We start from the raw sequence: 25,722 nt of genomic DNA on the forward strand, positions 1-25,722 counted from the left end.
ATGCGACCCGACCGGGGACCGTTTCCACCGTCGACCCGGTGGACGGAATCCATACCATTGACCGCAGAGGAGGAGGTGCACGAGTGACGTTCGATGTCATGGAGGTCCGCAAGGACTTCCCGGTGCTGCGCCGCACCGTCCACGACAAGCCGCTGGTGTACCTCGACTCGGCGGCCACGTCGCTGAAGCCGCAGCAGATGATCGACGCGGTGGTGTCGATGTACACCACCCACACCGCCAACGTGCACCGTGGCGTGCACACCCTGTCGGTCGAGGCGTCGGACCTCTACGACGAGGCGCGCCGCAAGGTCGCCCGGTTCGTCGGCGCCGAGGAACGCGGCACGGTGTTCACCAAGAACGGCACCGAGGCGCTCAACCTCGTCGCGCACAGCTATGCACGAACCCACCTCGGTCCCGGTGACATCCTGCTGTACACCGAGATGGAGCACCACGCGAACATGGTGCCGTGGCAGCTCGTGCAGCCCGACATCGGGTGCGAGCTGGCCGCCGTGCCGATCCGCCCCGACGGCGAGCTCGACCTCGACGCGTTCAACGAGATCATCCGGACCGGCCGCGTCAAGCTGCTGGCCGTCTCGGCGATGTCCAACGTCGTGGGGACGATCAACCCGGTCGCCGACATGGCCGAGGCCGCCCGTCGGGCCAACCCCGACGTCGTCGTCGTGGTCGATGGTGCCCAGTCGGTGCCGCACCTGCCGACGTCGCTGGCCGAGCTGAACGCCGACTTCCTGGCGTTCTCCGGGCACAAGATGCTCGGCCCCTCGGGCATCGGTGTCCTCGCGGGCAAGCCGGAGGTCATGGAGACCATGCCGCCCTTCCTCGGTGGTGGTGACATGATCCTCGACGTCCAGCTCTACGAGGCGACGTTCAACGAGATCCCGTTCCGGTTCGAGGCCGGTACGCCGATGATCGAGCAGGCCGTTGGCCTCGGCGCCGGCGTGGACTACCTGACCGCGCTGGGCATGGACGCCGTCCGGGCGCACGAGATCGCGATCCTCGAGCAGGCGCTTCCCGCCCTCGCCGACGTCGAGGGTGTCACCGTGCACGGTCCGTCGGACCCCAAGGTCCGCGGTGCGGCGCTCAGCTTCACCGTCGACGGGCTGCACCCCCACGACATCGGCACGATCCTGGACCGCGAGGGCGTGGCCGTGCGCACCGGCCACCACTGCGCCAAGCCGCTCATCCGTGCGCTGGGGTCCAACTCCACCACCCGGGCGTCGTTCTACCTGTACAACACGACCGACGAGATCGCCGTGCTCTGCGACGCCATCCGCGCGGCGCAGGACTTCTTCAGCTAGGCAGGCCCCCACATGTCACTCGAAGACCTCTACAAGGAAATCATCCTCGAGCACTACAAGAAGCCGAGGAACCGGGCTCCCGAGCTCGAGCCGCACGACGTGCTCGTCCACCACTCCAACCCGCTCTGCGGCGACGAGATGGACCTGCGCCTGCGGGTCGGCCCGGGCGAGAACGGCGCGGACACCGTCGAGGCCGTCGCCTACGACGGGGACGGCTGCTCCATCTCGATGTCCAGCGCCTCGGCCATGACCGAGGCCGTCACCGGTCGCGAGCTCGGTGACGCCCTGGACCTCGCCGAGGTCTTCCGGTTGATGATGCACGGCGAGGGAATGAAGCGGGAGGACGACCTGTTGGACGGTGTCGCCTTCCAGGGTGTCGCCAAGTTCCCCGTCCGCGTCAAGTGCGCCCTGCTGGGGTGGATGGCCCTCAAGGACGCCATCGAGACCCACCAGCGTGGCCAGAGCGAACACCGCGTCGAACACGAGTAGCGCGCGAGCGCAGTAGGACTGATCACATGTCAACGACTGACCCCATCACCGGCTGGCCCACCGAGGACACCGACGAGGCCTTCGAGGCGCGCCAGGACGGCAGCGAGAACCCGTTCTCCGACGCCGAGGTCGACGAGAACGGCGTCGCCACCCCGGCCGCCTGCCGCGAGGCCATGAAGGCCGTGCTCGACCCCGAGATCGGCCTGAACGTCGTCGACCTCGGCCTGGTCTACGAGATCGTCGTCAACGACAACACCGCCCACATGCGGATGACCCTGACCTCGATGGGGTGCCCGCTGACGGAGCTGATCCACCAGCAGGCCACGCTCGTCCTGACCCGGCTGCCGGGCATCGACGACGCCGAGGTGGAGTTCGTGTTCTCCCCGCCGTGGACCACGGACATGATCGACCCCGACGCGAAGGAAGAGCTTCGCGCCATGGGGTTCAACGTCTAGCCAGTTGCTGTCGGCTCCTGGCTACTCGAGCCGGAAGCCGATCTTCATGGTCACCTGGTAGTGGGCGACGTCGCCCTCGTCGATGTGGCCCCGGATCTCGGTGACCTCGAACCAGTCGAGGTTCCGGACGGACTCCTTGGCCTTGGCCACGCCGTTGCTGATCGCGGTCGACACGCTCTCCGTGGAGGTGCCGACCAGCTCGGTGATCTTGTAGGTGTTGTCGGTCATGGATCCGTCCTACCACGATCGGCATCCACGGGCTTGGCCCAGCCGACGTTGCGTGCGGTCCGTACGAAGCCGAGCCCGGTGTACAGCGCGTGGGCTCCGGTCGGGTCGGCCGTGTCGACCCCGAGGGTGGTGTGTGACAGGCCCCGCGCCGCCGACGCGGTGAGCGTCCGGTCGATCATGGCCTTGGCGATCCCCCGGCCCCTCCTCCTCGAGCTCGTCGATGGGGGTACGGAGGGGGAGGGCGTCGGCCTCCTCGACGGCGTTGCGAACCACGAGGGCCGCCGCGACGTCACTGGGACGCAGGGGACGTTGGATCACCGGCGCAATCCAGCCCGTGGAACGGCACCCGTGGTGTCGTGTGCCAGGTACCACTCGGCGATGTCGGCCATCGGCAGTCCCGCCGCCACCGCGTGGTTGTGCTCGCCCTGCGCTCGCCGCCGCTCGGGGTCGACCAGCAGGCGGCGAAGGGCGTCGTCGAGGGTGGTCGGATCGGTCGGGTCGAACCACTCGCCGCGGTAGCCCTCGGCCTCCACCAGCCGGCGGAAGTCGCCGATGTCGGGCATCACCAGCGGACGGGCGTAGCTGCCGGCCTGGTGGACGACACCGGAGCTGCCGGTGGTGTGGGTGTAGGGGAAGACCGCGACGGCGGCGGAGCGGAAGACGTCGGCGACGTCCTCCTCGGCGACGTAGCCGGTGAAGGTCGCCTCCGGGTACCGCTCGGCCATCCGTGCCAGGTAGCCGGCGGCGTTCGGACTGTCGGTACCGGCGACGACGACCCGGACGTCCAGCCCGTCCTCGGCTCGCAGCCGTCGTGCGGCGTCGAGGAGGGGCTCGACCCGCTTGTAGGTGCCGAACTTCCCGAACGCCAGCAGCTGCAGCGGCCCGGCGGGGCTCGATGCGTCACACGCCGGGACGTCGAACGTGCCGTGGGGCACCACGGCGATGTTGCGGGCGCGGTAGCGGCGACGAAGGATCCGCAGGTACTGGGGCATGGTGACCACGACCCGTCCGCCCGCCAGCAGTAGCCGGGTCACGACCCAGCCGACGGCACGGGTGATCCGCTCGACCACGGGATGGGTGTCGAACCCGGCCCCGCCAAGGTCGACGGTCTCCATCAGGTGGTGCATCAGCACGATGTTGCGTGCGCCGACGAGCCGGCTGGCGAATGGGGCCAGCAGGCCCAGGGCCGCCGGGATGCGTCGGTCGCCGAAGCTCGCGAACTGCAGGCTCCACAGGACGCTGTCGAGTCGCTCGCGCCGGATCGCCCTCACCAGCCTCGGCAGCGACCGGACGTCGTTGAACCGCCACGACGCCACGAACCGCACGCCGTCGATCGTCGGGGCGACGGCACCTTCCGGCAGGTCGTCGACGAACACCACGACCTCCTCGACGTCGTCGGCGGCGGCCAGCGCCGCGACCAGGTGCAGGCCGTACTCGTTGAGGGTCCCCGTCCCCGGCGGGTGGGTGGTGACCACCCCGATGCGTCGGGTCTCAGCCACGGCGGTACACCCCCACGAGGGCACGCACGCGGATGCGAAGGATGGCGGCCAGGAACCGCAACGTCTCGCGGCCGGCCCGGACCTTCGATCCTGGCGCGTCGATCCACTCGACCCCCACCTCCTCGACGACGAGCCCCAGCCGTTCGGCCAGGAACAGCTGCTCGAGGTCGAAGGCGAAGCCCGTCTCGACCTGCTGCTCGGCGACCAACCGGGCCGCGCGGGCGGTGTACAGCTTGAACCCGCACTGGGTATCGGCGAAGCGGAGCCCCAGGCCCCGCCGGACGACGGCACGGCCGATGCCGCTGACGAGCCGACGGACCAGCGTGCGTCCCTCGGCGGTCGCGCCGTCGACCGCCCGCGGGGCGATGACGATGTCGGCACCCTCCAGCGTGCGGCACAGCAGCGTGCCGAACTGCTCGACCGGGGTGGACTGGTCGGCGTCGGCGAACAGCACGTGCAGCCCGCGGGCCGCGCGGAGGCCTCGCCGGACCGCGTCGCCCTTCCCGACGTTGACGTCGCTGGACAGCACCCGCACGTTGACCAGGCCGAGGCGGTGCACGACCTCTGCGGTGCCGTCGGTCGAGCCGTCGTCGGCGACGATCAGCTCCCAGTCGGTGCCGTAGGAGGAGGAGATGTGGGCGGCGACCGTGGCGATCGTGGGCACGATCCTGCCGAACTCGTTGTAGGCCGGGATGACGACGGTGAGGGACGGGCGCGTGACGGCCTCGACGGCCCAGCGCTCGAACGTGGACAGGACAGGGGTCATGCGGTGATCTCCTGGGGTGTTGCTGACGGACGGAAGAGGCGGAACAGCTCGACGGAGGCGAATGCGGCCATCACCACGACCTGGACGTCGACGGCCGCGGCCAGCCCCGAGCGGGCAGCCACGAGGACGGCAACGGTCTGCACGACCGCGGCGATGGCCATGACGGTGGCCGGGTGGGCCATGCCGCGGGCGACGCGGGTGGTGACGGCGACCCAGCCGATGGCGCAGAGGCTGCTGGCGGCGGCGTAGCGCCACAGCAGCGGTTCGGCGGACGCATAGGCCGATCCGAACGGCAGGCCCAGCAGCAGCCGTGGGGCGGCGGCGCTGACGGCGACGGCGAGCATCCCGAGGCCCGCGGTGGCGGCGACGGTCAGGCCAGCGGTGCGTCGCCAGCCGAGGCGTCCCGCGCCGGCGAGGTGGGGCAGCGCCACCTCCATCACCGTCGTGCAGGCGAAGAACGCCGCCCGGCCGATCATGGCGACCGCGACGTACAGGCCGGCCTCCGTGGGCTCCAGGACGGTCCGAACGGCGAGGGTGTCGGCCTGGGTCACGACGACCTGCGCCAGCAGGGCCATCCCCGCTGCGGTCGCGGTCGGACCCAGGGGACGCGCGGGTGCACCGGCTTCCGCGGGCGTGGGTCGCGGCCCCCGACGGCCGGACAGGGGGAGGAGCGCGGCGGCCATGCCGAGCGGGATGGCGATCGTGGCACCCACCACCCCCGTGCCGACGACGACGAGCACGACGGCGGCGCCCAGCCTGACCGCCATCTCCAGCAGGTTGGACGACGCCAGCTCGACGAAGCCGAGGCGGCCCTGCGCCACGCCACGACGGACGCCCAGCAGCAGTCCCAGCGGCAGCACCACGGCGAAGGCGACCAGCGGGGCGGGCGAGGCCATCCGGAACGTGCGGGCGAGGAGGGGAGCCGTCAGGACGAGCAGGAGCCCCGCCGCGCCGCCGACGGGCAGGACGACGCGCCGCAGCTCCGCACCCACCTGCTCGGCCCGGTGGGGGGCGTCGGCCACGACCGACGCCGCGGTCAGCTGCAGGCCGTCGATGGCCATCACGACCAGCAGCAGCAGCGCCGTGACGACGCCCAGGTCGGCGAAGGCGGCGGGACCGAGCAGCCGCCCGTTGACGATGGCGCCGCCGAGGTTGCCGAGGTGCACGAGGGCGCCGCTTGCGAGCAGCACGATCTCGGGCCGGACCCGCGCGGCACGCGCATCCGGCCGCTGCCGGACGGCCAGGGTGGTCACCGGACGTTCCCGTCGATGCCGAGGACCGGGCCCATGCGGGTGTCGTCGAGCAGCTGCTGGACGGCGGGGGAGAACGGTCCACGGACGCGGAACTCGACCCCGCTGCGACGGGCGCGGGCGGCGCTGACGACGAGGGCCGACAGCAGCGCGAGGTCCATCTCGACGACATCGGACACGTCCACGGTGACCGCGTCGCCACGGGCGATGCGGATCCCGAGGACGTTGCGCAGCCAGAGGGTGTCCACGGCGTCGGGTCGACCGTGCAGGTCCACGGTGGCCGCGACCAGGACCGAGGCGCTCATGCGGCCACCCCGACGGTGGCGAAGGAACCGGTGATGACACCGGCGCGGCGGGCCAGGTCGAGGATGACCGATGCGGTGCCGCGACCGTCGACGATGGTGGACGCGTGGCCCTGCCGCCGACGGGTGGCCGCATCGCCGTCGATGGCGGACAGGACAGCCGTGTCGATGAAGACGGTGTCGGTCAGGTCCAGCGCGACGTCACCCGTCGCATCGCGAAGCTGCCGGCGCACGTCGCCGAGGCGGTGGATGTCGAGGCGACCGCTCAGGCGCAGCCGGGTGTGGGTGGTGGTGTTCATCGGGTGACCTCCGTAGTCATGGTGTTGACATGACTGTGGAGGGGCTTCGTCACCCCTGGCTGGGGGCTACCTCACGGCTTCCTCAAGAGGTCCCGCGGACCCCCTCAACCGCCCCGTTCAGGACCTGTCGTCGGCCGGGACGTCGAAGCGATAGCCCACGCCTCGGACGGTGTGGATCATGCCCCGCACCTGTGGGCTGTCGCCGAGCTTGCGTCGCAGCTTGGAGACGTGGACGTCGAGCAGGTGCTGGTCGGCCGCCCACTCCGACCCCCACACCCGCTCCAGCAGCGTGGCGCGGGTGAACACCTGGCGGGGACGGGACGACAGGACCTTGAGCAGGTCGTACTCGATGCGGGTCAGGTCGACGAGGGTCCCGTCGAGCCGGACCTCGCGGGCGGCGTCGTCGATGACGAGCCGCCCGAGGGTTCGCACGTCGTCGCCGGCCGGTTCGGGGGTGGCGCCCCGGTCTCCCCGGCGCAGGAGGGCCCTGATCCGGGCCACCAGCAGGCGGGGGGAGAACGGCTTGGCCATGTAGTCGTCGGCGCCCACCGACAGGCCGATCACCGCATCGACGTCGTCGGACTTGCCCGTCAGCATCAGCACGAACACGTTGTCGCGGGTGTCACGGATCCGTCGGCAGACCTCGAGGCCGTCCATGTCGGGCAGGACCAGGTCGAGCACGACCACGGCGGGATCGTGGATGGCGACCGCCTCCAGGCCGCTGGTCGCGTCTGGACACGCCACGACGTCGAACCCGTCGGCCTTCAGGGTCTCGGTGACGAGGATGCGCATCTCGGGCGCGTCCTCGATGACGACGATGGTGCTGCCTGCCACGTCGATGATCCTAGGGGGTGACGGCGTCCCTGCGGATGACGTCCACCCGCCAGCGTCCGTCGAGCAGGCGCATGACGGCTCGCCAGCCCTCCACCGAGGCGACCTCGTGGTGCTGGCCGTCGACGGTGTGCCACCTGCGCACCCGGAGGTCGTGGGCGACGACCTCGGCGACGCTGCCGTCGGCGGAGAGGACCACGACCTCGAGGTCGTGGCCGGTGACCGACATCCCGCTGGGGACGTCGTCGACCATCCCGGTGACCTGGTCCAGCGCGGATCCCGACCAGGAGGTACGCAGGTCGGCGGTGTCGGTGGTGCGCATGGCGGCGTCGAGGCGGATCCACGACTCGACCCATGCGGTGCCGATCGCCGCGCGGGTCGCGGGGTCGAGGGGTCGTCCGAGCATGCCGTCGGCACGCCAGGAGGGGTCCTCGGACCCGTTGACGGGGACCAGGTCGGTGGGCGTGAACACGTCGGCGGGGGTCGACCCGGTCAGGGTCGTCCGCCACACCTCGCCGAGCCGTCGCACCCCGGCGACGGTCCCCGCCAGCAGGACGGCGATGACGACCACCCCGATCAGGCGCTTGGCGGTCCGGGCGGACGTCACGGTGTCACCGTCGTCCCCGAGACGGTCACGGCCACGCCGTCGGCACCGGCAGGCAGGGCAACGATGGCGACCCCGCCGATCAGCTGCGCATCGATCGATGCACCGGTGTCCAGCTCGACGACGACGTCGGTCCCGTCGGGCAGGCGGGCTCCAAGGGCATCCAGGACCGGGCCCACGACGACGGTGTCGTCGGTGCGGACCACCGGCAACCGGACCGCGGCGTCCGTGGCGTCCAGCGCCAGCGGTGCGGAGTCCACGCCCTGCACGCTGACCACGACGGACAGCGCACCGACCCCCTCGACGGGGATGGGCAGGCGGACACGCCCCCCGACGACCGCGGCGTCCAGGACCGACCTCCCTGTCGCGCTGTCGACGGTGACCCGTGCGGACACGCCGTCGGTCAGCACGTTGCCGTGCCGGTCCTCCAGCAGCCCCGTCTCGACGACCACCGTCCTGGTGCCGTCGACCTGTGCGGTCGACCGGTCCGCGGACACCACGACCTCGACGGGGACGTCGGGGACCTCCCGGTACCGCACGTCGGGACCGGTGGCCTCCTCGGCGGCGACGGAGATCCGTGCGCTGCCGGCCACGGTCCCCGCCGGCACCCACGACCAGGCGAGCATGCCGTCGGTCGGCTCGGTCCAGCGCTGGACGCGACCATCCGGTCGTTCGACGGCGATGGCGACCGGTGTGTCGGCCGGGACGGCGTTGCCGTACCGGTCCAGCGGCACCGCGACGACCATCGTGCGCTGCTGCTCGACGACGATGGAGCGAGGGCCGACCAACGGTTCGACGAGGCCGACGGGGGGACCGGGAACGACCTCGGTGCGTCGACGGAGGGGACGGTCGCCGAGGACGTCGACGGTCAGGGTGCCGGCCGCCTCGGTCAGCGGTGGGCCCAGCCGCAGGGTCCCGTGTCCGGCGTCCACGTCGACGAGGACCAGCGAGGACCCGGCGGAGGTGGCGACCACCATGGGTACCTCACCCTCCACGTCGGCGGTCACGGCCACGTCGTGGGTGTCCCCTGCGACCAGCGTCGCGGGCAGCACCAGCTGCACCGTGGCCGTGCGGACGACGGCGTCGACCGGCGCATCCCCGGGCCCACGCAGGCGGTCCGCGGCACCCAGGAGGACGGGGACGCCGATGGCCAACGCGAGGGCGATCGCGACGGTCCGGCGTCGCGTGGTCCGCAGGCGGCTCACGACCGCACCATCGCCCGGGCGACCACGGCGACGGCTGCCACCGGGCCGGCACCGGCAACGGGTACGGCTGCGTCCCGGAGCAGCCCGGCGGGCATCGACGCGTCGACGTCGGCGGGCAACCCGTTGCCGAAGCGACGGGGCGTCGGGAGCACCTCGGCCCCGGACAGGTCGGGCAGCACGATCTCGAACGGCTGGTCGAGCTGGGGGCGCACGGCCTGCTCGAGGTAGGCCATCTCCGTCCACAGCACGCCACCGTCATCGTCGAGGGCGGCCACGAGGACCTGGGGCACCGCGGCCTCCTGCTGGCCGATGTTGTGGACCAGCCCTGCGACCACGACCCTGCCATCGGGGCCGACCTCGGCGGTGATGCCGACCGGGGACAGGACCCGATCCAGGCCCCGGGTGGTCACGACCGCGCGGGCGTACAGGTCGGCACCGACGACCACCTCCGACGCGTCCAGGCTCGGTGGGGTCCATCCCTCGGGGTCGAAGTCGGGCGCGGTGAGCGCCTCGGCGGCGGCCCGACCGGCCACACCCTCCACGTCGATGCGGAACGGGGCGGACTCGCCCGGCAGCAGGGTCCGGGGCGACGCCTGGCCGCCGTTCCACTCCACGAGCAGCGCGCCGTCCTCTGCCGTCAGCTGCGCGGTCAGCACGACCGATGCCGGGTCGACGTCGACGTTGGCGACCTCACCGACCAGCACCCACCGGTCCTCGACGTGCAGCAGCCGAACCGACGGGACCGTCAGCTCGGGACGGTCCAGCACGTCGGCGTTGGAGGTTCGCCGGGTGGTGATCGCCGCGCGCCCGACCTGCAGCCAGCTGGCGGACGGGGCCACGGTCAGCTGCTCGGCCGCGGTCGAGGCGTCCCGATCCGCGGGCAGGACCCACCACGAGTCGTCGTCGTGGCGCAGCTCGACGTCGACGTGTTCGACGCGGACGACGAGGGCGGTGACCAAGCGCAGCTCGAGGGTGACCGTCGCGCGGTCCCCGCTGACCACGGTCCCGTCGTGGTGCACGGCGTCGATCCGGCTGTAGGAAGCCAGCAGGCCGCCCCCGTCGACGGAGCGGATCAGCCGGTAGGTGTCGACGTCCGGGCGGACCGAGGGATGGATCATGGCGCGGGCCTCCTCCGCTCGACGTTCGTCCAGGGCCAGGACGTAGTCCGTCGCGCGGGTGGCCGGCGTGACCGTCGTGGGCGCGGTGACATGGACCGTCCCGACGAGCAGCCCGGCCGCCACCGACACCACCGCGACGATGCGCGTTGTCCGAACCGCTCCACGGGTGGTGGTCCAGCCGGGACGACGCCACGTGGGCAGGCGCAGGTGCCAGTCGTTGCCCGCCCCGTCCGGGGTCGCACGCGCGGCCGCTCGCCGCAGCACCCGGTCCACCACCGCCATGGTGCGGCCGGGTCGGCGGGACGGGCACGGTCGTGCGATGGCACCCCAGGGCAGGACCAGCAGCGCCAGCACGATGGCCGCGGGTGGCACGACGCCCCAGTGCAGGCGCTGCCAGGCAGGCAGCTCTCGCACGGGCAGGACCTCCGGCAGGGGTGGCACGTCGGGGCGTTCCCACACCTCGACGCCGTTCTCGAGCACGCCGATGGGCTGCCAGCCGGTGAAGTGCAGGAGGGGGTCGTAGAAGCGGTCGGCGGACAGCACGTACTTGAGGTGGGTCGGCTCGGGGGTGACGAGGAACTGCTGCAGGCTGCCGAGCCCGGGAACCCCCCGGAACTTCGCGCCCTCGAGCCGCTCGACCGCACGGGTGGTCAGCGCCGGCAGCCGTCGGGCGGAGTGGTAGTTGCCGTCGACGGTGGTGGCGGTGGTGCGGGCGCTCAGCTGCGCCATCCGGTCACCGAACCCCAGCGCGAGGTAGCGCCAGTCGTCGTGGTCGTCCTTGGCCAGGAACTCAACGATCGGGTCGGGGTCGATCGGGTCGGGCTGGAACGGCCGGAACGTGGTCAGGGTGACCGTGAACAGCAGCGCGGCGATGGCGGTCACCGTCAGCCCCGCCACGAGCATCGTGCGACGGCGGGCGATCAGGCGGACCACGACGCCTGCCGACAGGGGCAGCACGGCGACGGTCGCCCAGATCGTGAAGCGGTCGAAGGTGAGGATGTCGAACGCCCCGCCCAGGAGGGCCCGTGCGACAGGGGTGGTCCCGCCGAGGCCGAGGACGGTCAGCAGCGCCACGGACGCAGCCAGCGGCCAGGCCCCGGACCTCGCGCCCCGCCACAGCGCGGCAGGCAGGGTCAGCACCAGCGGCATCCACGGGACCAGCCAGAACACCGTGCCTGCCTCGCGGTCGAGCAGGAAGTTCTCGCGCGACGCGTGGGGGATCGGGACCTGCACGATCGGGTCGCTGGAGCTCCACAGCCAGTAGGGCAGGACGACGACGACCAGCACCGTACCGAGGGCCACGCCGTAGCCGACCGCTCGAGACAGGGCAGGCAGCGTGCGACGCAGTCGGCGCGCGACGGCCGGCCAGACGGTACGGCGGGTGATGCGACCGTGGTGGCCCGCGGCCTCGTCGGGGAGCGGTGTGCGCATCGCCTCGACGACCCCGACCAGCAGGACCGGCCCGACGAAGAACACCGCGCCGAACAGGGTGGTGACGTGGTGGCCGGCGGTGGCAGCTGCCGCACACGACAGGGCCAGCAGCATCGCCCGACGGTCCCCGTGCCGCACCCAGCGATGGGCGAACGGGAGGGCGTGCAGCGTGAACGCCAACCCGACGGTCGTGGGCAGCTGGCCGAAGACGTGGACGACCTCACCGAGCGACGTCGACAGCGCGGCGAGCAACGCTGCCACCTGGGCCGTGCGGTCGTCGACCCACAGCCGGGCGAAGCGGTACACCCCGAGCACGAGCAGCACCAGCACGGCGACCTGCACCAGCGGATAGGCCAGGGCGACCGGAAGGGCCCGGCTCGCGACCGCCAGCAGCATGTGGGCGCCGGGGGGGTAGCTCGTCACGGGGAATCCCGTGTACCAGCGGGTGTCCCACGTGGAGAACCAGTCCCGCCCGTAGTGGTCGGCGAAGAACAGGTGGACGTGGGCGTCGTAGGTGCCGTCCCACGACCCGCTGATCAGCAGCGCCCCGTGCACCAGGATCGTCAGCACGAGCGCGACGAGGAGCAGGGGTCGGGACACGAGGGGACGCAGCAGGGGGGAGGGCACGACCGCAGCGTGTCCGTCCACCCTCAGGTGCGGCCGGCCCGCAGCTCACCGTTCGCTGGCGCGAACCTCAAGGTTTCCTCGCGGCGCCTGCGGGCCCGGTCGTGGTAACGCCTCGGCCCCCGTGCCTCAGCCCGGCGGTGCCGTCTCCAGCTCCGCCAGCGCGGCCTCGAGCGACGTGGGCGCATGGTCGAGCGCGGCCAGCAGGAGGGGGATGCGATCGACGGCGCCGTGCTCGACCTCGGCCGCCACGTCGGCGAGGTCCCGGAGGCCGAGCTGTCGTGCGCCGGAGATCAGCGCGTGGGCGGCGCTGGTGATCGCCGTTGGCTCACCCGACGTCAGGGACGCGCGACGTTCCTCGATCCCCCCGACCCATGCCTCGACCAGGCGTCGGGCCAGTCCCTCCACCGGCAGCTCGCGCACCAGGGTGTGCAGCACGTCCATGTCCACCGAGGCGAGCCGCCCCGGATCGGACGGCGCCGGGCGATGGATGGGGAGGACCGCGTGCAGGCAGGTGTGGGTGGTGGCTGGATCGAGGTGCAGGTGGCCGCCGAGGCCCTCGGCGATCACCAGCGCGAGGCTGAGCCCGACGCCGAAGCCGTCGTCGGTGGAGGACCAGAACGGCACGAACATCCGGTCCGCGACGTCCGCGGTGGGACCCTCGCCCTCGTCGGCGACGCTGATGTGCAACCGGTCGTCGTCCACGCGCACGCCGACGGTGATCCTCCCGCGACCGTGGTGGATGGCGTTGTCGACCAGGGGGTCGATGATCTGGTCGAGCCGGTGGACGTCCACCTCGATCGTCCCCGTCGGGTCCGCGCCCGGGTCCACGGCCATGGTGCGTCCGGCCGCGGCCACCTCGGGCAGCCAGCGCCGCAGGACATTGCCGGTCCAGTCCGTCGCGCGGAACGTGGACGGCTGCGGGTCGAACCCGCCGGCGACGACCTGCGACAGCTCCAGCATCCCCTCGAACCCACGGCCGAGGCGCCGGGTGGCCGACACGGCCGCGGCCGCTGCCGAGGCCAGCCGGCCCGGCCCGACCTCGGCGGCGACCAGCTCGACGAAGCCCTGCACGATGTGCATCGGGCTGCCGGTGCGGTGGGCGAGCTGGTGCAGGAACTCGTCGCGCGCCGCACCGGCGCGGCGTGCCTCCTCGAGTGCCCGGGTCAGGTCGCGGGTCTGCTCCCGAACACGTGCGTCGAGCGCTTGGTTCGCGTCGTAGAGGTCGGCCAGCGCCCGTTCGGCGATGGTCTCGGCTTCCTCGCGAGCGAGGCGTTCGCGTTCCCAGCGCCGCCGGTAGGTCTCGGCGTCGGTCATCCGTCGCCGTCCGGGGTGATGAACGTGATGTGCAGGATGCACGCATCGTCCCCGACCAGCCGGCACGACGGCTGGGTGATGGTGACGGTCTCCCCGTGGGTGTCGGCGGCACCGGCGGCCAGCCCCTCGGCGAGATGGCACAGCCCGCGGCGCGAGGTGTACCGCAGGACGACGGTGTCACCGTCCCGCGCCGCCTCGAACTCGGGCACGATCGCCTCGGGGTTCAGCGCCTTGACCTGTGGGTGGATGACGCCGTCGAGGTCGAGCAGGACCTCGCGTGCCGAGGTGAACCGGGCGGTGATGTCGGGGTACCGCCCCGCCAGGTGGACGAACCCGTCCCTGCCGACGACCCGCAGCACGTCGGCGACCGAGACCTCGAGGGCGTCGGCGGCGGCCTCCACGATCGCCACGAGCTGCTCGTCGGGGTAGGTGCCCAGGGCGGAGTAGGCGCCGACCAGGCCGGCGCGATCCAGCAGGAGGTCCCATGTCTCGGCGCCCCAGCGGTCGGTGACGACCCGCTCGGCGATGTTGAAGATGATGCCCTTCATGGGATGCTCCCGGATGTCGAACGGGTGGTGGTCTGCACGAGGCTGTCGATGCGTTGCGTGGCCCGGTCGATGTCGGCCGTCGCCCGCCGATGCAGACCCTCGTCGCGAGCCCCCCCGTCGATGATGGCGCGCAGGGTGTCGGCCAGGCGGGCCAGGCCGAGCATCTCGCAGGCGATGCGGTGTCCGTGCAGCAGGCGCGCGGGGTCGGTCCCGGCGGCGCCCAGCAAGTGGAGGTCGTCGCCCAGGAGCGCGAGCTGGCCCCGTGCGGTGCGGATGACCTCGTCGACGGCCGCGCTGCCGGCCCCGAGGGCGAACAGTCGGGACACGTCGACGTCGGGCAGCACGTCCGCCGGGCCCGCACCGTCGGCGGTCCAGCGGCCGACCGTCGTGCCGAGGGCCGCCGCCGATACCGGCTTGGGGAGGAAGTCGTCCATGCCGGCGGCCAGGCAGGCGGCACGCGTGTCCGGCATGACGTTGGCCGTCAACGCGACGACCGGGGTCCGCGCTCGCCCCTGCTGTCGTTCGGCCTCCCGGAACCGGCGGCACACCTCCGTGCCCGGGAGGTCCGGCAGCTGCCAGTCCATCAGCACGAGGTCGACCTCGAGGCGCCGGTCCACCAGCGCGTGCAGCGCCTCGGCTCCGGTGCCGACCACGACGGGGGAGTGGCCGAGGCTGCGCAGCTGCTGCGCCGACAGCAGCTGGATCATCTCGTTGTCCTCCACCACGAGGACGGTGGCGGACGTGGTCGGCTCCGTGCCGGGCCGGGACGGTTGGTCCACCACCTCGGTCGCCGATGTCGTCGACAGCAGCGGGAGGGTCAGCACGAAGCGTGCCCCGCCGTTCGTCGGGGACTCCAGGCGGATGTCGCCGCCCAGCCGCGCCGCCAACGATCGCACCAGGGGCAGCCCCAACCCGGTGCCCCCCGCAGCTGCCCCGGGTGCCCTGACGAAGGGCTCGAAGACCCGGTCGCGGTACGCCTCCGGCACGCCCTTGCCATGATCGCGGACGACCACGCGCACGGTGGCCTCCACCGCGTCGACGCTGATCTCCACAGGGCCACCGGCCCCATGGGTGACGGCGTTGGCCACCAGGTTGGTCAGGATCTGGTCCAGCCGGTAGCCGTCCACGTGGACCGTCGCCGGGACGGACTCATCGACGTGGACCAGCAGGTCGGTCCCGCGCTCGGCCGCACGCTGTCGGTGACGCGCCACGATCCCGTCCACGAGCTCCCTGATGGCGAGGACGGTCGGCCGGAGCGGCACTTCACCGGCATCCAGCCGGGAGATCTCGAGGAACTCGTCGACGGTCTGACGCAGGCGATGCACGGCGGTGTCGAGGCTGTCGAGCAGGTCGCGCTGGTCGGGGTCCAGGCTGGTGCCGGCCAGCATCTCGGTCCAGCCCGTGATGGCGTGCAGCGGGGAACGCAGCTCGTGGGCGATGGTGGCCACCATCGCGATCCGCTGGTCGGCAAGGTCGAGCGCAGCCCGTCGCAGCTGGTCGACCTCGGTGGTCGCCCGGACCAGATCGCTGACGTCCGCGAGGACGAGGATCGTCACCCGCTGGTCGTCGTCGGTGGGGACCGGCGCACCGGTGACCGTCACGTGGGGCCGTCGACCTCCGACCAGCAGCCGTCCGGTGACCACCCATGGTTCGGGTCCGGGACCCGGCTCGTCCAGCCGCCGCTGGTCGACCTCGGGGACCAGCTCGCCGACGGGTCGTCCCTCGAGCTGCTCGGCAGGACAGTCGCACAGGTGCTCCATGGCGCCGTTGGCGCGCAGGATCCGGCCGTCGGCGTCGACGAGGCACCAGGGCACCGGAGCGGCACCAACGATGACGAGCGGGTCGAGATCCACGAGTGCTGGTCTACCTCGTGGACTCGGTTGGACGGGGGGACGTTGGGCGAACGATCGGCCGACCGGCGGTCGACAGGTTAGGTGAACACTGTTAACTTGCTCAGTCGTCACTCCCCGGAAGGTTGTCCACCGTGTCCTCCGTCCTCGCCAAGCCGCTCGTGCTGCCCAGCGGCCTGACCCTGCCGAACCGCATCGTCAAGGCCCCGATGACGGAGAACCTCGCCGACCGGCGGAACCAGCCGACGGTGCGCCACGAGCGGGTCTACCGGCGCTGGGCCGAGGGCGGCGCCGGCATGCTGGTCACCGGCAACCTCATGGTCGACCGGCGCTATCTGGAACGCAGCCGCAACATCGTCGCCGACGCCCACCTCGACGTCGACGCCCTGCGACGGGTCGTCGCGGCCACCGGCGACGTGCCGCTCGTTGCCCAGCTCGGGCACCCCGGCCGTCAGTGCACGCGGTACATCACCACCCGGCCGGTCGCGCCCAGCGAGGTCGAGGCAGTGGCGCTGCTCGGCTCCTTCGCCAGGCCACGGGCGCTGACCGCGGCCGAGATCGGCGAGGTCGTTGCGGCGTTCGCGGCGTCCGCGCGGCGGTGTCGCGAGGCCGGGATGGATGGCGTGCAGGTCCACGCGGCGCACGGCTACCTTCTGGCGCAGTTCCTGTCGCCCCACACCAACCGCCGCACCGACGAGTGGGGAGGCGACCTGGCGGGCCGGGCGAAGCTGCTGCTCGAGGTGGTCCGGGCGTGCCACGAGGCGGCCGGTGACGGGTTCTCCGTCGGGGTGAAGCTCAACAGCTCCGACTTCCGCCACGGCGGGTTCAGCGAGGACGACGCCGCCGAGGTGGTCAGCCTGCTCGCCGCGGAGGACGTCGACCTGCTGGAGATCTCCGGCGGGACCTACGAGTCACCGGAGATGTTCGGGCTGGCGGACATGTCGGGGGTGCAGGAGTCCCGTGTCGAGCAGGCGGAGGAGGGCACCCGCGCGTTCAAGGAGGCCTACTTCGCCGGGTTCGCCCGCCGTGCCAGGACTGTCGCCGGGGACATGCCGCTGTTGCTGACCGGCGGCCTGCGGACACGGGAGGCCATGGAGTCACTCGTCGAGTCCGGTGCGGTGGACGCCGTCGGGCTGGGTCGTCCGCTGGCCGTCGACCCGGAGCTGCCGACGAAGCTGCTGGACGGCGCGGCCGACGGGATCGAGCTGCCGTCCTACAGCCCGCCGCCCCTGATCACCGCCGCTGGCGAGTCGGAGTGGTACGAGGCGCAGATCGGCCGCATGGGGGACGGCGAGGACGTCGACCCCTCCCTCAACCACGTGCTCGCCGCCGGCCGCTACGTGGTCGGCGAGATCGTGCGTGGCCTGACCGAGGGTCCCCGCCGTCGACGGCTGGCCCGGACCGCCTGACCAACGGGCCAGCCGATTCGGTCGCACGCCCGGGCGTCAGGCCACGGCAGGGGCCGGCGTGCCGTCCGTCACGTCCACCCGTGCGGTCACGACGTCGGCGTGCACGTCGTCGAAGCTGCCGGTCGGCTCGACCAGGAAGCGGCCGGCTGCCGCCGCGACGACGGCCGACGCCCCGATGGTGAGGAAGAACACCGTCGGGCCGGCGAACAGCAGCAGGGTGAGGAACACCAACGCCCCGACGTTGCCGTAGGCCCCGACGATGCCGGAGATCTGCCCCGAGACCCGCTTCTTGACGAGCGGCACGATCGCGTACGTGGCCCCCTCACCTGCCTGGACGAAGAAGCTGCAGAACATCGCGGCGGCGACCGCGGCGGCGACGGGCCAGGCGGCACCGACCAGCGCCATCAGGGTGTAGCCGGCCGACAGGCCCAGGAGGATCACCCGGAGGGTCCGCGTCCGGCTGCCCATCACGTCGCTGAGCAGCCCCCCGATGGGCCGGGCCGCCAAATTCATGAACGCGAACGCCGATGCGGTCGCTCCCGCCGCCACCGCCGACAGCCCGAAGGTGTCGCCGAAGAAGGTCGGCAGCATCGACACGACGGCCAGCTCCGACCCGAACGTCACGGCGTACGCCAGCGACAGCACCGCCACCGACCGGAAGGGGTAGCGGTCGGCGGGGTCGTACTCCCCGGCGAGCGCTGGCGCGTTGACCTCGACGATGCTGCGGGACTGGGCAGCCAGCGCCACGGCCAGCACGACGAGGACGACGGCGAAGGCCGGTGTCGACAGGAACCCGACGCGCATCAGCCGCCAGGCGACGAGGCCGAGGATGCCCACCAGCGGGACGTTGAGGGCAAGCAGGCCGAACACGGCGGCGCGGCTCGTGACCTCCAGCGCGCCCTGTCGGCGTGGCCGGGCGAACGCCACCCCGTCGGGCGTGTCGGTCACCGCGGCCAGGTAGTACAGGCCGTAGAGGCCTGCGAGCACGCCGGTGGTGCCGACGGCGAGTCGCCAACCGCCAAGGCCAGCCGCGGCGACAGCGACGGTCGGCAGCACCAGCGCTGCGGCGGCCGACCCGAAGTTCCCCCATCCGCCGTACACCCCCTCGGCGGTCCCCATCTCCCGTGGGGGGAACCACTCGCTGACCATGCGGATCCCGACGACGAACCCGGCGCCGACGATCGACAGGGCCAGCCGGCTGGCGACGAGCATCGGGAACGACGTCGCCATCGCGAACAGGGTGCAGGGGAACGCGGCGTACACGAGGATCGAGGCGTACACCCGGCGGGGCCCCCACCGGTCCAGCGCCATGCCGATCAGCACGCGAGCGGGGACGGTGAGCGCCACGTTGCACAGGCCGATGGTGATCAGCTGTTCACGGGACAGGCCCAGCTCCTCGCCGATCGTGGCGGAGAACGGCGCGAAGTTGAACCAGACGACGAAGGACAGGAAGAACGCGAACCAGGTGAGGTGGAGGACCCGGTAGCGACCGCTGAACGACAGCAGGGCCGCCAGACGAGCACGGGTCGGTACCGATGAAGCGGGATGTTGGGGCATGGCGAGCTACTCCTCGTGTGGATGAAGGGGATACGGGGTGAGGGGAGGGGCGGACGAAGGAGTCAGGGACGAGCGACCAGCACGACGCCGTCGACGATCCGGGTCACGTACGTGGTCAGCGCGACGTCGGGGTCGTCCAGGCACCGTCCGTCGAGCAGGGAGAACCGCTGCTTGTGCAGGGGCGAGGCGACGATCGGCTCACCCTCGACGTCGCCGACGATGCCGCGGGCCAGGACGGCGACGTCGGTGAAGGGATCGACGTGGTCGACGGCCAGCACCCGGTCCACGCCGTCGCGATCGCGGAGCCGGAACACCGCCACGGGGTGGCCGTCGATGCGCACGGCCACGCCAGTGTCGGGGATGATCCGGTCGAGGGGGCACACCTCGGCCCACCCCCGGGCCACCGTGTCGAGGGCCGGTCGGTCCGGGACGAGCAGGTCTGGACTCATCGGATCGCTCCTTCGTCGAGGGTGCGGTGGGCGACGGCCTGCGCGCCGACGAGGTCCACGACGGGCAGCAGCCGTCGCTCCTCGGCGGTGGCCGGTCGTCGTTGGTCGCGTTCGCGGACCCAGGCCAGGTCGGTGTCGGGGCCGTCGCCGTCGACGTAGCTGGCGAACATCGCCAGCCGCGCCGGATCCTCGAGCGTGGCCTTCCACTCGCAGGCGTAGGTGGCGACGTGATGGGCCATGTGCGACTCCAGCTCCTCGGCCAGCCCGAGGGAGTCGTCGACCACGACCGCCCGAACGTGCGCGATGCCGCCGTCGATGCGGTTGAGCCACGTGGCGGTCCGTTCCAGCCGGTCGGCGGTGCGGACGTAGTAGGCGAGGAAGCGGTCGATGGTGCGGACCAGGTCCGCCGTCGACAGGTCGGTGGCCAGCAGCACGGCGTGCTGCGGCGTCATGCCGCCGTTGCCGCAGACGTAGAGGTTCCAGCCGTTCTCGGTGGCGATGACCCCGACGTCCTTGCCCCGGGCCTCGGCGCACTCTCGTGAGCAGCCGGAGACCGCCATCTTGATCTTGTGGGGCGACCGCAGTCCCCGGTACCGCTCCTCCAGCTCGATGGCGAGGGTCGTGGAGTCCTGCACCCCGTAGCGGCACCACGTCCGGCCGACGCAGGACTTCACCGTTCGCAGGGCCTTGCCGTAGGCATGGCCGGACTCGAAGCCGGCGTCGACGAGCCGTCGCCAGATGGAGGGAAGCTGCTCCAGGCGTGCGCCGAGCAGGTCGATCCGCTGGCCACCGGTGATCTTGGTGTACAGGTCGAACTCCTTGGCGACCCCGGCGATGACCATCAGCTTGTCGGGGGTGATCTCGCCGCCGGGTACCCGGGGGATGACTGAGTAGGTGCCGTCCTTCTGGATGTTGGCGAGGAACCGGTCGTTGGTGTCCTGCAGCGGGGCGTGCGAGGGGTCGAGGACGTACTCGTTGGTGATCGTGGCAAGGATCGAGGCGATCGTCGGCTTGCAGGTCGCACACCCGGTGCCGGTCCCGGAGTGGGCCAGCACCTCCGCGAAGGTGCGGAAGCCAGCGACCCGGACGATCTCGTAGAGCTCCTGGCGTGTCTGGGGGAAGTGCGCACACAGGGCGGTGTCGACCTCCAGGCCCGCCGCCGCCATCTCGGTGTCGAGGATGCGCTTGCACAGGGCGGTGCAGCTGCCGCAGCCGGTGCCGGCGTTGGTGGCGGCCGCGAGCTCGGGCATCGTGTGCAGGCCCGGCCGGTCACCGTCGCCCCGGATGGCCGTGCAGAGCTGCCCCTTGGTGACGGTGTTGCAGGTGCACACCAGGTCGTCGTCGTGGAGCTCACCGGCGGTGGTGCCGGCGTCCTCCATCGTCGGGGCAGCCAGGACTGCGAGGGGGACATCGACGGGGCGCCCCGACAGGGTCAGCCGCAGCAGGCGGTCGTAGCCCGACGCGTCGCCGACGAGGATGCCGCCCAGCAGGGTCGTCCCGTCGGCGGAGACCACCAGCTTGCGGTGGACGTGACCGACGGGGTCGTCCCACACCACGACGCGCGCGCCGTCGGTGTCGGCCATCGCGTCGCCGAAGCTGGCGACGTCGACCCCGAGCAGCTTGAGCTGCGTGGACGGGTCGGCGCCACGGAACGTGACGTCACCACCTCCCAGTCGTTCCGCGAGGACCCTGGCCATGGTGTAGCCCGGGCCGACCAGGCCGTGGACGACCCCGTCGACCGACGCGCACTCGCCGATGGCGTGCACGTGGGGGTCGGAGGAGGTCAGGGTCGGACCGACGGCGACGCCGCCGCGTTCGCCGACGTCCAGCCCGGCGGCGCGGGCCAGCTCGTCGCGGGCCCGGATGCCGGCGGAGAAGACGACCATGTCGGTGTCGAGCACGCTGCCGTCGGTGAACTCCAGCCGCGCGACACGCCCGTCGTCGCCGGGGCGGAACGCCGCGGTCGCCGTGTCGGTGCGCACGGTCAGCCCCAGCGCCTCGACCCGGGCCCGCAGGGCGTCGGAGGCCGGCTGGTCCAGCTGTCGGGGCATCAGCCGGGGCGCGAACTCGATCACCGTGACCTCCAGGCCGAGCAGGCGCAGGGCGTTGGCGGCTTCCAGGCCGAGCAGGCCGCCGCCGATGACGACCCCCCTGGAGGCGTGCGTCGCGTCGGCGGTGATGCCGTCGAGGTCGGCGATGGTCCGGTAGACGTGGCAGCCGGGCAGGTCGTGGCCGGGGATGGGCGGCACGAACGGGCGGGACCCGGTGGCGAGGACGAGGTCGTCGTAGCCGAGCGAGCGGCCGTCGTCGAGGGTGACGGTGCGGGCGTCGCGGTCGATGGCGTCGACCCTGCGTCCCAGGAGCTCGGTGACGTTGGGACGTGCGCGGATCGCCGGGTCAGCCATCGAGAGCTCGTCGGCGGTCGCTCCCTCGACGTACGCCGACAGGTGCACGCGGTCGTAGGCGGGCAGGTGCTCCTCGCCGATGACGGCGAGGTCGATGTGGTCGAGCAGACCGGTGCGGGCGAGCTCGGCGAGGAACCGCTCGCCGACCATGCCGTTGCCGGCGACCACGACGGAACGCCGCCCGGCTCGAGCCGGTGCGGGAGGTGTCACGGTGTCGGTGTGCTGCATGGGGTGCACGGTGGGGGAGCGGTGTTTCGGGCGTCCCCGGCCCCGTGTGTCCCGCAGGTTTCGCGGGCGTCGCGCACCACCGACGAGATCGTTGTGGCGGGACGGCTGGCTCGCGACCGGAGCGACACGCCGACGAAACACCGGCGTGACCACGAGCCAACAGCGGCAGATCAGGATGAAGCGGTCGACCCGATCGAGGTCGTCGACACACCGGGCGCCCATCCGCCGAGGAGGCCATCTCGTGGAATCCATCGTTGTTGCCGTGACGGGAACCCGTCGAGGCCAGGAGCTGGCAGACGCCTTCACCCGTCGCGGCGCCACCGTCGTGCACGCGCCGATGCTGTCGGGCGACCATCCGGCCGCCGACGACGAGATCGCCGTCGACACCCAGCTGATCCTCGACCTGCAGCCCCAGTGGATCGTGGCGACCACGGGTGTCGGCATGCGGTTCTGGTTGGAGTCCGCCGCACGCGCCGGCCACCACGACGAGCTCGTGGCGCTGCTGCAGCGCACCCGATGCCTTGCACGAGGGGCGAAGGCCGCCGGAGGCCTTGCCGGGGCCGGCGTCAAGCCGGTCTGGACCGCGCCGCGCGAGACCGACGCGACGGTCGCCGGGTGGCTGGCCCAGCACGCCCTCGCCGGTGACGGGGTGGCCGTGCAGCTGCACGGCGGGCACCCCCGGGCCTACGACGTCCTGGCCGGCAAGGGGATGGACGTCGTGTCGGTGCTGCCGTACCGCACCGGCCCACCGACCGACATGGACCGTGCCCGCGACCTGGTCGAGCGGTTGCTGGCAGGCGAAGTCGACGTGATCGCCTTCACCTCGCCCGGCGCGGTTCGCAACCTCGTCGACGTCGCGGAGTCCTTCGGGGGCGACTGCGCGGCCCGACTGCGGTCGGTCGTGACCACGCGGACCGCCATCGCGGCGGTCGGCCCGGTGACGGCCGGCACGTGCGAGGACCTCGGGTTGCTCGTGCGGATGCAGCCGACGCGGTACCGGTCGATGGACCTCGTCCGGGAGGTGGAGTCCTGGATCGCCCGACAGCCCCACGAACGGTCGGCACACGTCACCCTGGACCCGTCGGCGTCGGCAGCTCGGGTCGACGACATCGTGATCTCCCTCGGCAAGCGGGAGTACCTGGTGCTGGCCACGCTGTCACGCCGATCGGGCGGGGTGTGCCGCACCGAGGAGCTGCTCGTGTCGGGATGGGGCCACGAGGCCCCCGACGACCCGGCCACCGTCAAGCACCAGGTCGCACGGCTGCGCCGCAAGCTCGACGGCACGTCGGTGGGGATCCAGACCGTGCGTGGCGTCGGCTATCGCCTGGTCAGCGCCGGCTGAGCACCCTGCGCCGACGTCCAGGCGGTGGTCGTCGGCGAGGTCGGGGTCACCGTGGTGGGTGCGGGCCGGATGGCGACGGGCGTGTGCTTGACCGCGGCGATGCGCGAGATCGGGTCCAGGGCGTCGTCGGTGAGGTCGTTGACACCCTCCCAGTGCCAGGCGACGAACACCGTGTCGCGGCGCAGCCGGTCGTTGGGCGTCCAGTCGAACGTGACGGTGGCCTGGTGTGAGGTGACCTCGACGGGCTGTCCCTCGACCAAGCGCATGACCGCGGCGGTCCGTGGGTGGACCTCCAGAAGTGGAGCAGGGGCCCGGTCGGCCTGGGCGGGGATGCGACGGGTCTGGTTGCCCGACAGGTAGTGGTCGCGGTGGCGGCCGGTCGTCAGCACGAGCGGGTGCTCGTCGTCGGGAGGGGTGGACGGCCCCGACGGCACGACGGGAACCATCCGTGCCCGCCCGTCGGGGTGGCCGAAGCGTTCGGTGTGGAGGACCTCGGTGCCGTCGGGGTTGTCGGGGGTCGCTGGCCAGAAGGTGCCGCCGGTGTCGCGAAGCCGGTCCCAGTCCATGCCGGAGTAGTCGGCGATCCCACCCGCCGACAGGGCCTTGAGCTCCTCGAACACCTCTCGGCCGGTGTGGAAGTCGAACTTGTCGCGCACGCCCAGGCGATGGGCCAGGCCACGGATGACATCGAGGTCGCCACGCACGGCGATCGGCGGGACGGCCTGGTCGACCCGAACGACCCGTCCCTCGGTGGTCGTGATGGTGCCGTCCTCCTCCGCGAAGGTGCTGCCGGGCAGGACGACCGAGGCGTAGCGGGCGGTCTCGGACATGAACGGGTCGACGACGACCATGTGCTCGACCGCCTCCAGGCAGCGGCGGATGCGTGCGCCCTTCGGCCCCGACACCGCGGGGTTGGCCGACATCACCAGCATGCCCTTGATGGCGCCCCGTTCGGCGTCGTGGAGCAGCTCGACGTAGGTGCGGCCACGTCCCGGCAGGTCCTCCGGCGCGACCCCCCAGCGCTGGGCGACGACCGCACGGTGCGCGGGGTCGTCGATCGAGCGATAGCCGGGCAGCTGGTCGCAGCGCTGGCCGTGCTCCCGGCCGCCCTGGCCGTTGCGCTGGCCGGTCATGGGCATGACACCGCATCCCTTGCGACCGGCCCAGCCGCGCGCCAGCGCGATGTTGATCCACGACAGGACGCCCTCGACGCCGTTGACCTGCTGCTCGACCCCCCGGGCGTGCAGGATCATCCCGTTGCGTGCCCCGGCGATCCAGCTGGCCGCACGGGCGATGTCGGTGATGCCGACCCCGGCGGTGAGGGAGGTGCGCTCGAGGTCCCATCCCTCGGTGGCCGCGATCGCGGCGTCGGCGCCGGTGGTGCGTTCGGCGACGAACCGCCAGTCGACGCCCCCGCGGACGGCGATCTCGCGAAGCAGCCCGGCGGCCAGGGCCGTGTCGGTGCCGGGACGAACCGCAAGGTGGATGTCGTCGTCCTTGACCAGCTTCGAGCCGCGCGGGTCGACGACGACGAACCGGGTGCCCCGGCGCCGGGCCCTGGTGACCAGCGGCATGATCAGCGGGAAGGCGTCGGGGAGGTTGGCGCCGACGACCACGACCACGTCGGCGTTCGGCAGGTGCTCCAGCGGGGTCATGGCCCGGTCGACGCCGAAGGCCTGCATCGCCGCGGCGCCGGCCGACGTCATGCACAGCCGACCGTTGGGGTCGATGTGGGGGGTTCGCAGGCCCAACCGGGCGAGCTTGCCCAGCAGGTAGGCCTTCTCGTTGGTCAGCGACCCGCCGCCGAGGACCGCGTTCACCTCGGGTCCGTACCGGTCGCGCAGCTTCAGGAACCCGTTGGCTGCGGCGTCGAGGGCCTCGTCCCACGTGGCCGGCCGCAGCCGCCCGTCCCAGCGCACCAGCGGGGTGCGGATACGGTCCTCGTGGTGGACCTGTTGCCACGCCGTGATGCCCTTGGTGCACAGGCCACCCTTCGACAGCGGCGAGCCCTTCCACTTCGTCGACCCCGTCACGCGGCCCCGGTCGACCTGCAGCTTCAGCCCGCAGTCGAGGGCGCAGTACGGGCAGTGCGTCTCCACGGTGATGGTCATGCCTGCCATCACACGCCTCGGGGATCACCGCACCGCGGCGCCCTCGTGACGGACGTGTTGCATGGTCGTCGCGCCCGACGCGGTCAGGG

General features: G+C 72.2%; 23 protein-coding genes. 5 read left to right on the forward strand and 18 right to left on the reverse strand.

Annotation, left to right across the window (positions count from 1 at the left end):
- Positions 1-83: 83 nt before the first annotated feature.
- Genes CUC05_RS04425 through CUC05_RS04435 form a run of 3 tightly spaced genes read left to right on the forward strand, consistent with a single transcriptional unit; the run spans position 84 to position 2,260 of the window.
- Positions 84-1,316: an aminotransferase class V-fold PLP-dependent enzyme gene (locus CUC05_RS04425; protein WP_108664856.1), complete on the forward strand. Its 1,233-nt coding sequence runs from the start codon at positions 84-86 to the stop codon at positions 1,314-1,316.
- Between the two features lie 12 nt (positions 1,317-1,328).
- Positions 1,329-1,805, forward strand: coding sequence for a Fe-S cluster assembly sulfur transfer protein SufU (gene sufU / locus CUC05_RS04430; RefSeq protein ID WP_108664857.1), 477 nt, complete (start codon positions 1,329-1,331; stop codon positions 1,803-1,805).
- Positions 1,806-1,831: 26 nt separating this feature from the next.
- The gene (locus CUC05_RS04435) at positions 1,832-2,260 is read left to right on the forward strand and encodes a metal-sulfur cluster assembly factor (RefSeq protein WP_108664858.1); all 429 of its coding nucleotides are present in this window, start codon (positions 1,832-1,834) and stop codon (positions 2,258-2,260) included.
- 21 nt (positions 2,261-2,281) lie between these two features.
- On the opposite strand, the gene CUC05_RS04440 is transcribed toward CUC05_RS04435, so the two are convergent.
- From CUC05_RS04440 to CUC05_RS04505, 14 genes are all read right to left on the reverse strand, one after another.
- On the reverse strand, positions 2,282-2,488 hold the full coding sequence (locus tag CUC05_RS04440; RefSeq protein ID WP_108664859.1) for a dodecin: 207 nt from the start codon (positions 2,486-2,488) through the stop codon (positions 2,282-2,284).
- Complete coding sequence (locus CUC05_RS26015) at positions 2,485-2,781, reverse strand: GNAT family N-acetyltransferase (protein ID WP_338066367.1); 297 nt, start codon at positions 2,779-2,781, stop codon at positions 2,485-2,487. Before CUC05_RS26015 ends, CUC05_RS04440 begins: the two co-directional genes overlap by 4 nt.
- 21 nt (positions 2,782-2,802) lie before the next feature.
- Positions 2,803-3,987 (reverse strand): glycosyltransferase, encoded by a 1,185-nt coding sequence (locus CUC05_RS04450; RefSeq protein ID WP_108664861.1) that lies wholly within the window; start codon positions 3,985-3,987, stop codon positions 2,803-2,805.
- Entirely contained in the window at positions 3,980-4,753 is a 774-nt protein-coding gene (locus tag CUC05_RS04455) for a dolichyl-phosphate beta-glucosyltransferase (RefSeq protein ID WP_108664862.1), read from the reverse strand. The genes CUC05_RS04450 and CUC05_RS04455 overlap by 8 nt, the downstream gene beginning before the upstream one ends.
- The gene (locus CUC05_RS04460; RefSeq protein WP_108664863.1) at positions 4,750-6,006 is read right to left on the reverse strand and encodes an MATE family efflux transporter; all 1,257 of its coding nucleotides are present in this window, start codon (positions 6,004-6,006) and stop codon (positions 4,750-4,752) included. The genes CUC05_RS04455 and CUC05_RS04460 overlap by 4 nt, the downstream gene beginning before the upstream one ends.
- A complete protein-coding gene (locus CUC05_RS04465) occupies positions 6,003-6,308 on the reverse strand; it encodes an STAS domain-containing protein (protein ID WP_108664864.1) in 306 nt (101 codons plus the stop codon). Before CUC05_RS04465 ends, CUC05_RS04460 begins: the two co-directional genes overlap by 4 nt.
- Complete coding sequence (locus CUC05_RS04470; RefSeq protein WP_108664865.1) at positions 6,305-6,604, reverse strand: STAS domain-containing protein; 300 nt, start codon at positions 6,602-6,604, stop codon at positions 6,305-6,307. The genes CUC05_RS04465 and CUC05_RS04470 overlap by 4 nt, the downstream gene beginning before the upstream one ends.
- Positions 6,605-6,721: 117 nt before the next feature.
- A complete protein-coding gene (locus tag CUC05_RS04475; protein WP_205712124.1) occupies positions 6,722-7,438 on the reverse strand; it encodes a response regulator transcription factor in 717 nt (238 codons plus the stop codon).
- Between the two features lie 10 nt (positions 7,439-7,448).
- Entirely contained in the window at positions 7,449-8,042 is a 594-nt protein-coding gene (locus CUC05_RS04480; RefSeq protein WP_108664866.1) for a hypothetical protein, read from the reverse strand.
- On the reverse strand, positions 8,039-9,244 hold the full coding sequence (locus CUC05_RS04485; RefSeq protein ID WP_108664867.1) for a hypothetical protein: 1,206 nt from the start codon (positions 9,242-9,244) through the stop codon (positions 8,039-8,041). The genes CUC05_RS04480 and CUC05_RS04485 overlap by 4 nt, the downstream gene beginning before the upstream one ends.
- Positions 9,241-12,420: a hypothetical protein gene (locus CUC05_RS04490; RefSeq protein ID WP_157965203.1), complete on the reverse strand. Its 3,180-nt coding sequence runs from the start codon at positions 12,418-12,420 to the stop codon at positions 9,241-9,243. The genes CUC05_RS04485 and CUC05_RS04490 overlap by 4 nt, the downstream gene beginning before the upstream one ends.
- A gap of 126 nt (positions 12,421-12,546) precedes the next feature.
- Positions 12,547-13,734, reverse strand: coding sequence for a sensor histidine kinase (locus CUC05_RS04495; RefSeq protein WP_108664869.1), 1,188 nt, complete (start codon positions 13,732-13,734; stop codon positions 12,547-12,549).
- Positions 13,731-14,282, reverse strand: a complete 552-nt coding sequence (locus tag CUC05_RS04500) for a heme NO-binding domain-containing protein (RefSeq protein WP_108664870.1) — start codon at positions 14,280-14,282, stop codon at positions 13,731-13,733. Before CUC05_RS04500 ends, CUC05_RS04495 begins: the two co-directional genes overlap by 4 nt.
- Positions 14,279-16,135, reverse strand: a complete 1,857-nt coding sequence (locus CUC05_RS04505; RefSeq protein ID WP_170127913.1) for an ATP-binding protein — start codon at positions 16,133-16,135, stop codon at positions 14,279-14,281. The genes CUC05_RS04500 and CUC05_RS04505 overlap by 4 nt, the downstream gene beginning before the upstream one ends.
- A gap of 131 nt (positions 16,136-16,266) precedes the next feature.
- Here CUC05_RS04505 and CUC05_RS04510 point away from each other — a divergent pair, with 131 nt between their 5' ends.
- On the forward strand, positions 16,267-17,541 hold the full coding sequence (locus CUC05_RS04510) for an NADH:flavin oxidoreductase/NADH oxidase family protein (RefSeq protein ID WP_108664872.1): 1,275 nt from the start codon (positions 16,267-16,269) through the stop codon (positions 17,539-17,541).
- Between the two features lie 36 nt (positions 17,542-17,577).
- On the opposite strand, the gene CUC05_RS04515 is transcribed toward CUC05_RS04510, so the two are convergent.
- The 3 genes from CUC05_RS04515 to nirB all read right to left on the reverse strand — a co-directional run bounded on the left by CUC05_RS04515 (position 17,578) and on the right by nirB (position 22,180).
- Positions 17,578-19,098, reverse strand: a complete 1,521-nt coding sequence (locus CUC05_RS04515; protein WP_108664873.1) for a NarK family nitrate/nitrite MFS transporter — start codon at positions 19,096-19,098, stop codon at positions 17,578-17,580.
- A 62-nt stretch (positions 19,099-19,160) separates the two neighbouring features.
- Positions 19,161-19,547, reverse strand: coding sequence for a nitrite reductase small subunit NirD (nirD, locus tag CUC05_RS04520; protein WP_108664874.1), 387 nt, complete (start codon positions 19,545-19,547; stop codon positions 19,161-19,163).
- Entirely contained in the window at positions 19,544-22,180 is a 2,637-nt protein-coding gene (gene nirB / locus CUC05_RS04525; RefSeq protein WP_108664875.1) for a nitrite reductase large subunit NirB, read from the reverse strand. The genes nirD and nirB overlap by 4 nt, the downstream gene beginning before the upstream one ends.
- Before the next feature lie 241 nt (positions 22,181-22,421).
- Between nirB and CUC05_RS04530 the strand changes: the two genes are divergently transcribed.
- Positions 22,422-23,522: a uroporphyrinogen-III synthase gene (locus CUC05_RS04530; RefSeq protein ID WP_170127914.1), complete on the forward strand. Its 1,101-nt coding sequence runs from the start codon at positions 22,422-22,424 to the stop codon at positions 23,520-23,522.
- Here CUC05_RS04530 and CUC05_RS04535 read toward each other — a convergent pair.
- A complete protein-coding gene (locus CUC05_RS04535) occupies positions 23,498-25,633 on the reverse strand; it encodes a molybdopterin oxidoreductase family protein (protein ID WP_170127915.1) in 2,136 nt (711 codons plus the stop codon). The genes CUC05_RS04530 and CUC05_RS04535 overlap by 25 nt on opposite strands.
- Positions 25,634-25,722: the final 89 nt, after the last annotated feature.

Origin of the sequence: Euzebya rosea (assembly GCF_003073135.1) — a bacterium.
GTDB classification, from domain to species: Bacteria; Actinomycetota; Nitriliruptoria; order Euzebyales; family Euzebyaceae; genus Euzebya; species Euzebya rosea.

What these genes read in the sequence shown, in the direction of transcription:
- CUC05_RS04470 (WP_108664865.1), bottom strand. Translation starts at nt 6,604, where the DNA reads ATGAACACCACCACCCACACCCGGCTGCGCCTGAGCGGTCGCCTCGAC.
- sufU (WP_108664857.1), top strand. Translation starts at nt 1,329, where the DNA reads ATGTCACTCGAAGACCTCTACAAGGAAATCATCCTCGAGCACTACAAG.
- CUC05_RS04435 (WP_108664858.1), top strand. Translation starts at nt 1,832, where the DNA reads ATGTCAACGACTGACCCCATCACCGGCTGGCCCACCGAGGACACCGAC.
- nirD (WP_108664874.1), bottom strand. Translation starts at nt 19,547, where the DNA reads ATGAGTCCAGACCTGCTCGTCCCGGACCGACCGGCCCTCGACACGGTG.
- CUC05_RS04515 (WP_108664873.1), bottom strand. Translation starts at nt 19,098, where the DNA reads ATGCCCCAACATCCCGCTTCATCGGTACCGACCCGTGCTCGTCTGGCG.
- CUC05_RS04455 (WP_108664862.1), bottom strand. Translation starts at nt 4,753, where the DNA reads ATGACCCCTGTCCTGTCCACGTTCGAGCGCTGGGCCGTCGAGGCCGTC.
- CUC05_RS04535 (WP_170127915.1), bottom strand. Translation starts at nt 25,633, where the DNA reads ATGACCATCACCGTGGAGACGCACTGCCCGTACTGCGCCCTCGACTGC.
- CUC05_RS04500 (WP_108664870.1), bottom strand. Translation starts at nt 14,282, where the DNA reads ATGAAGGGCATCATCTTCAACATCGCCGAGCGGGTCGTCACCGACCGC.
- CUC05_RS04465 (WP_108664864.1), bottom strand. Translation starts at nt 6,308, where the DNA reads ATGAGCGCCTCGGTCCTGGTCGCGGCCACCGTGGACCTGCACGGTCGA.
- CUC05_RS04440 (WP_108664859.1), bottom strand. Translation starts at nt 2,488, where the DNA reads ATGACCGACAACACCTACAAGATCACCGAGCTGGTCGGCACCTCCACG.
- CUC05_RS04495 (WP_108664869.1), bottom strand. Translation starts at nt 13,734, where the DNA reads ATGACCGACGCCGAGACCTACCGGCGGCGCTGGGAACGCGAACGCCTC.
- nirB (WP_108664875.1), bottom strand. Translation starts at nt 22,180, where the DNA reads ATGCAGCACACCGACACCGTGACACCTCCCGCACCGGCTCGAGCCGGG.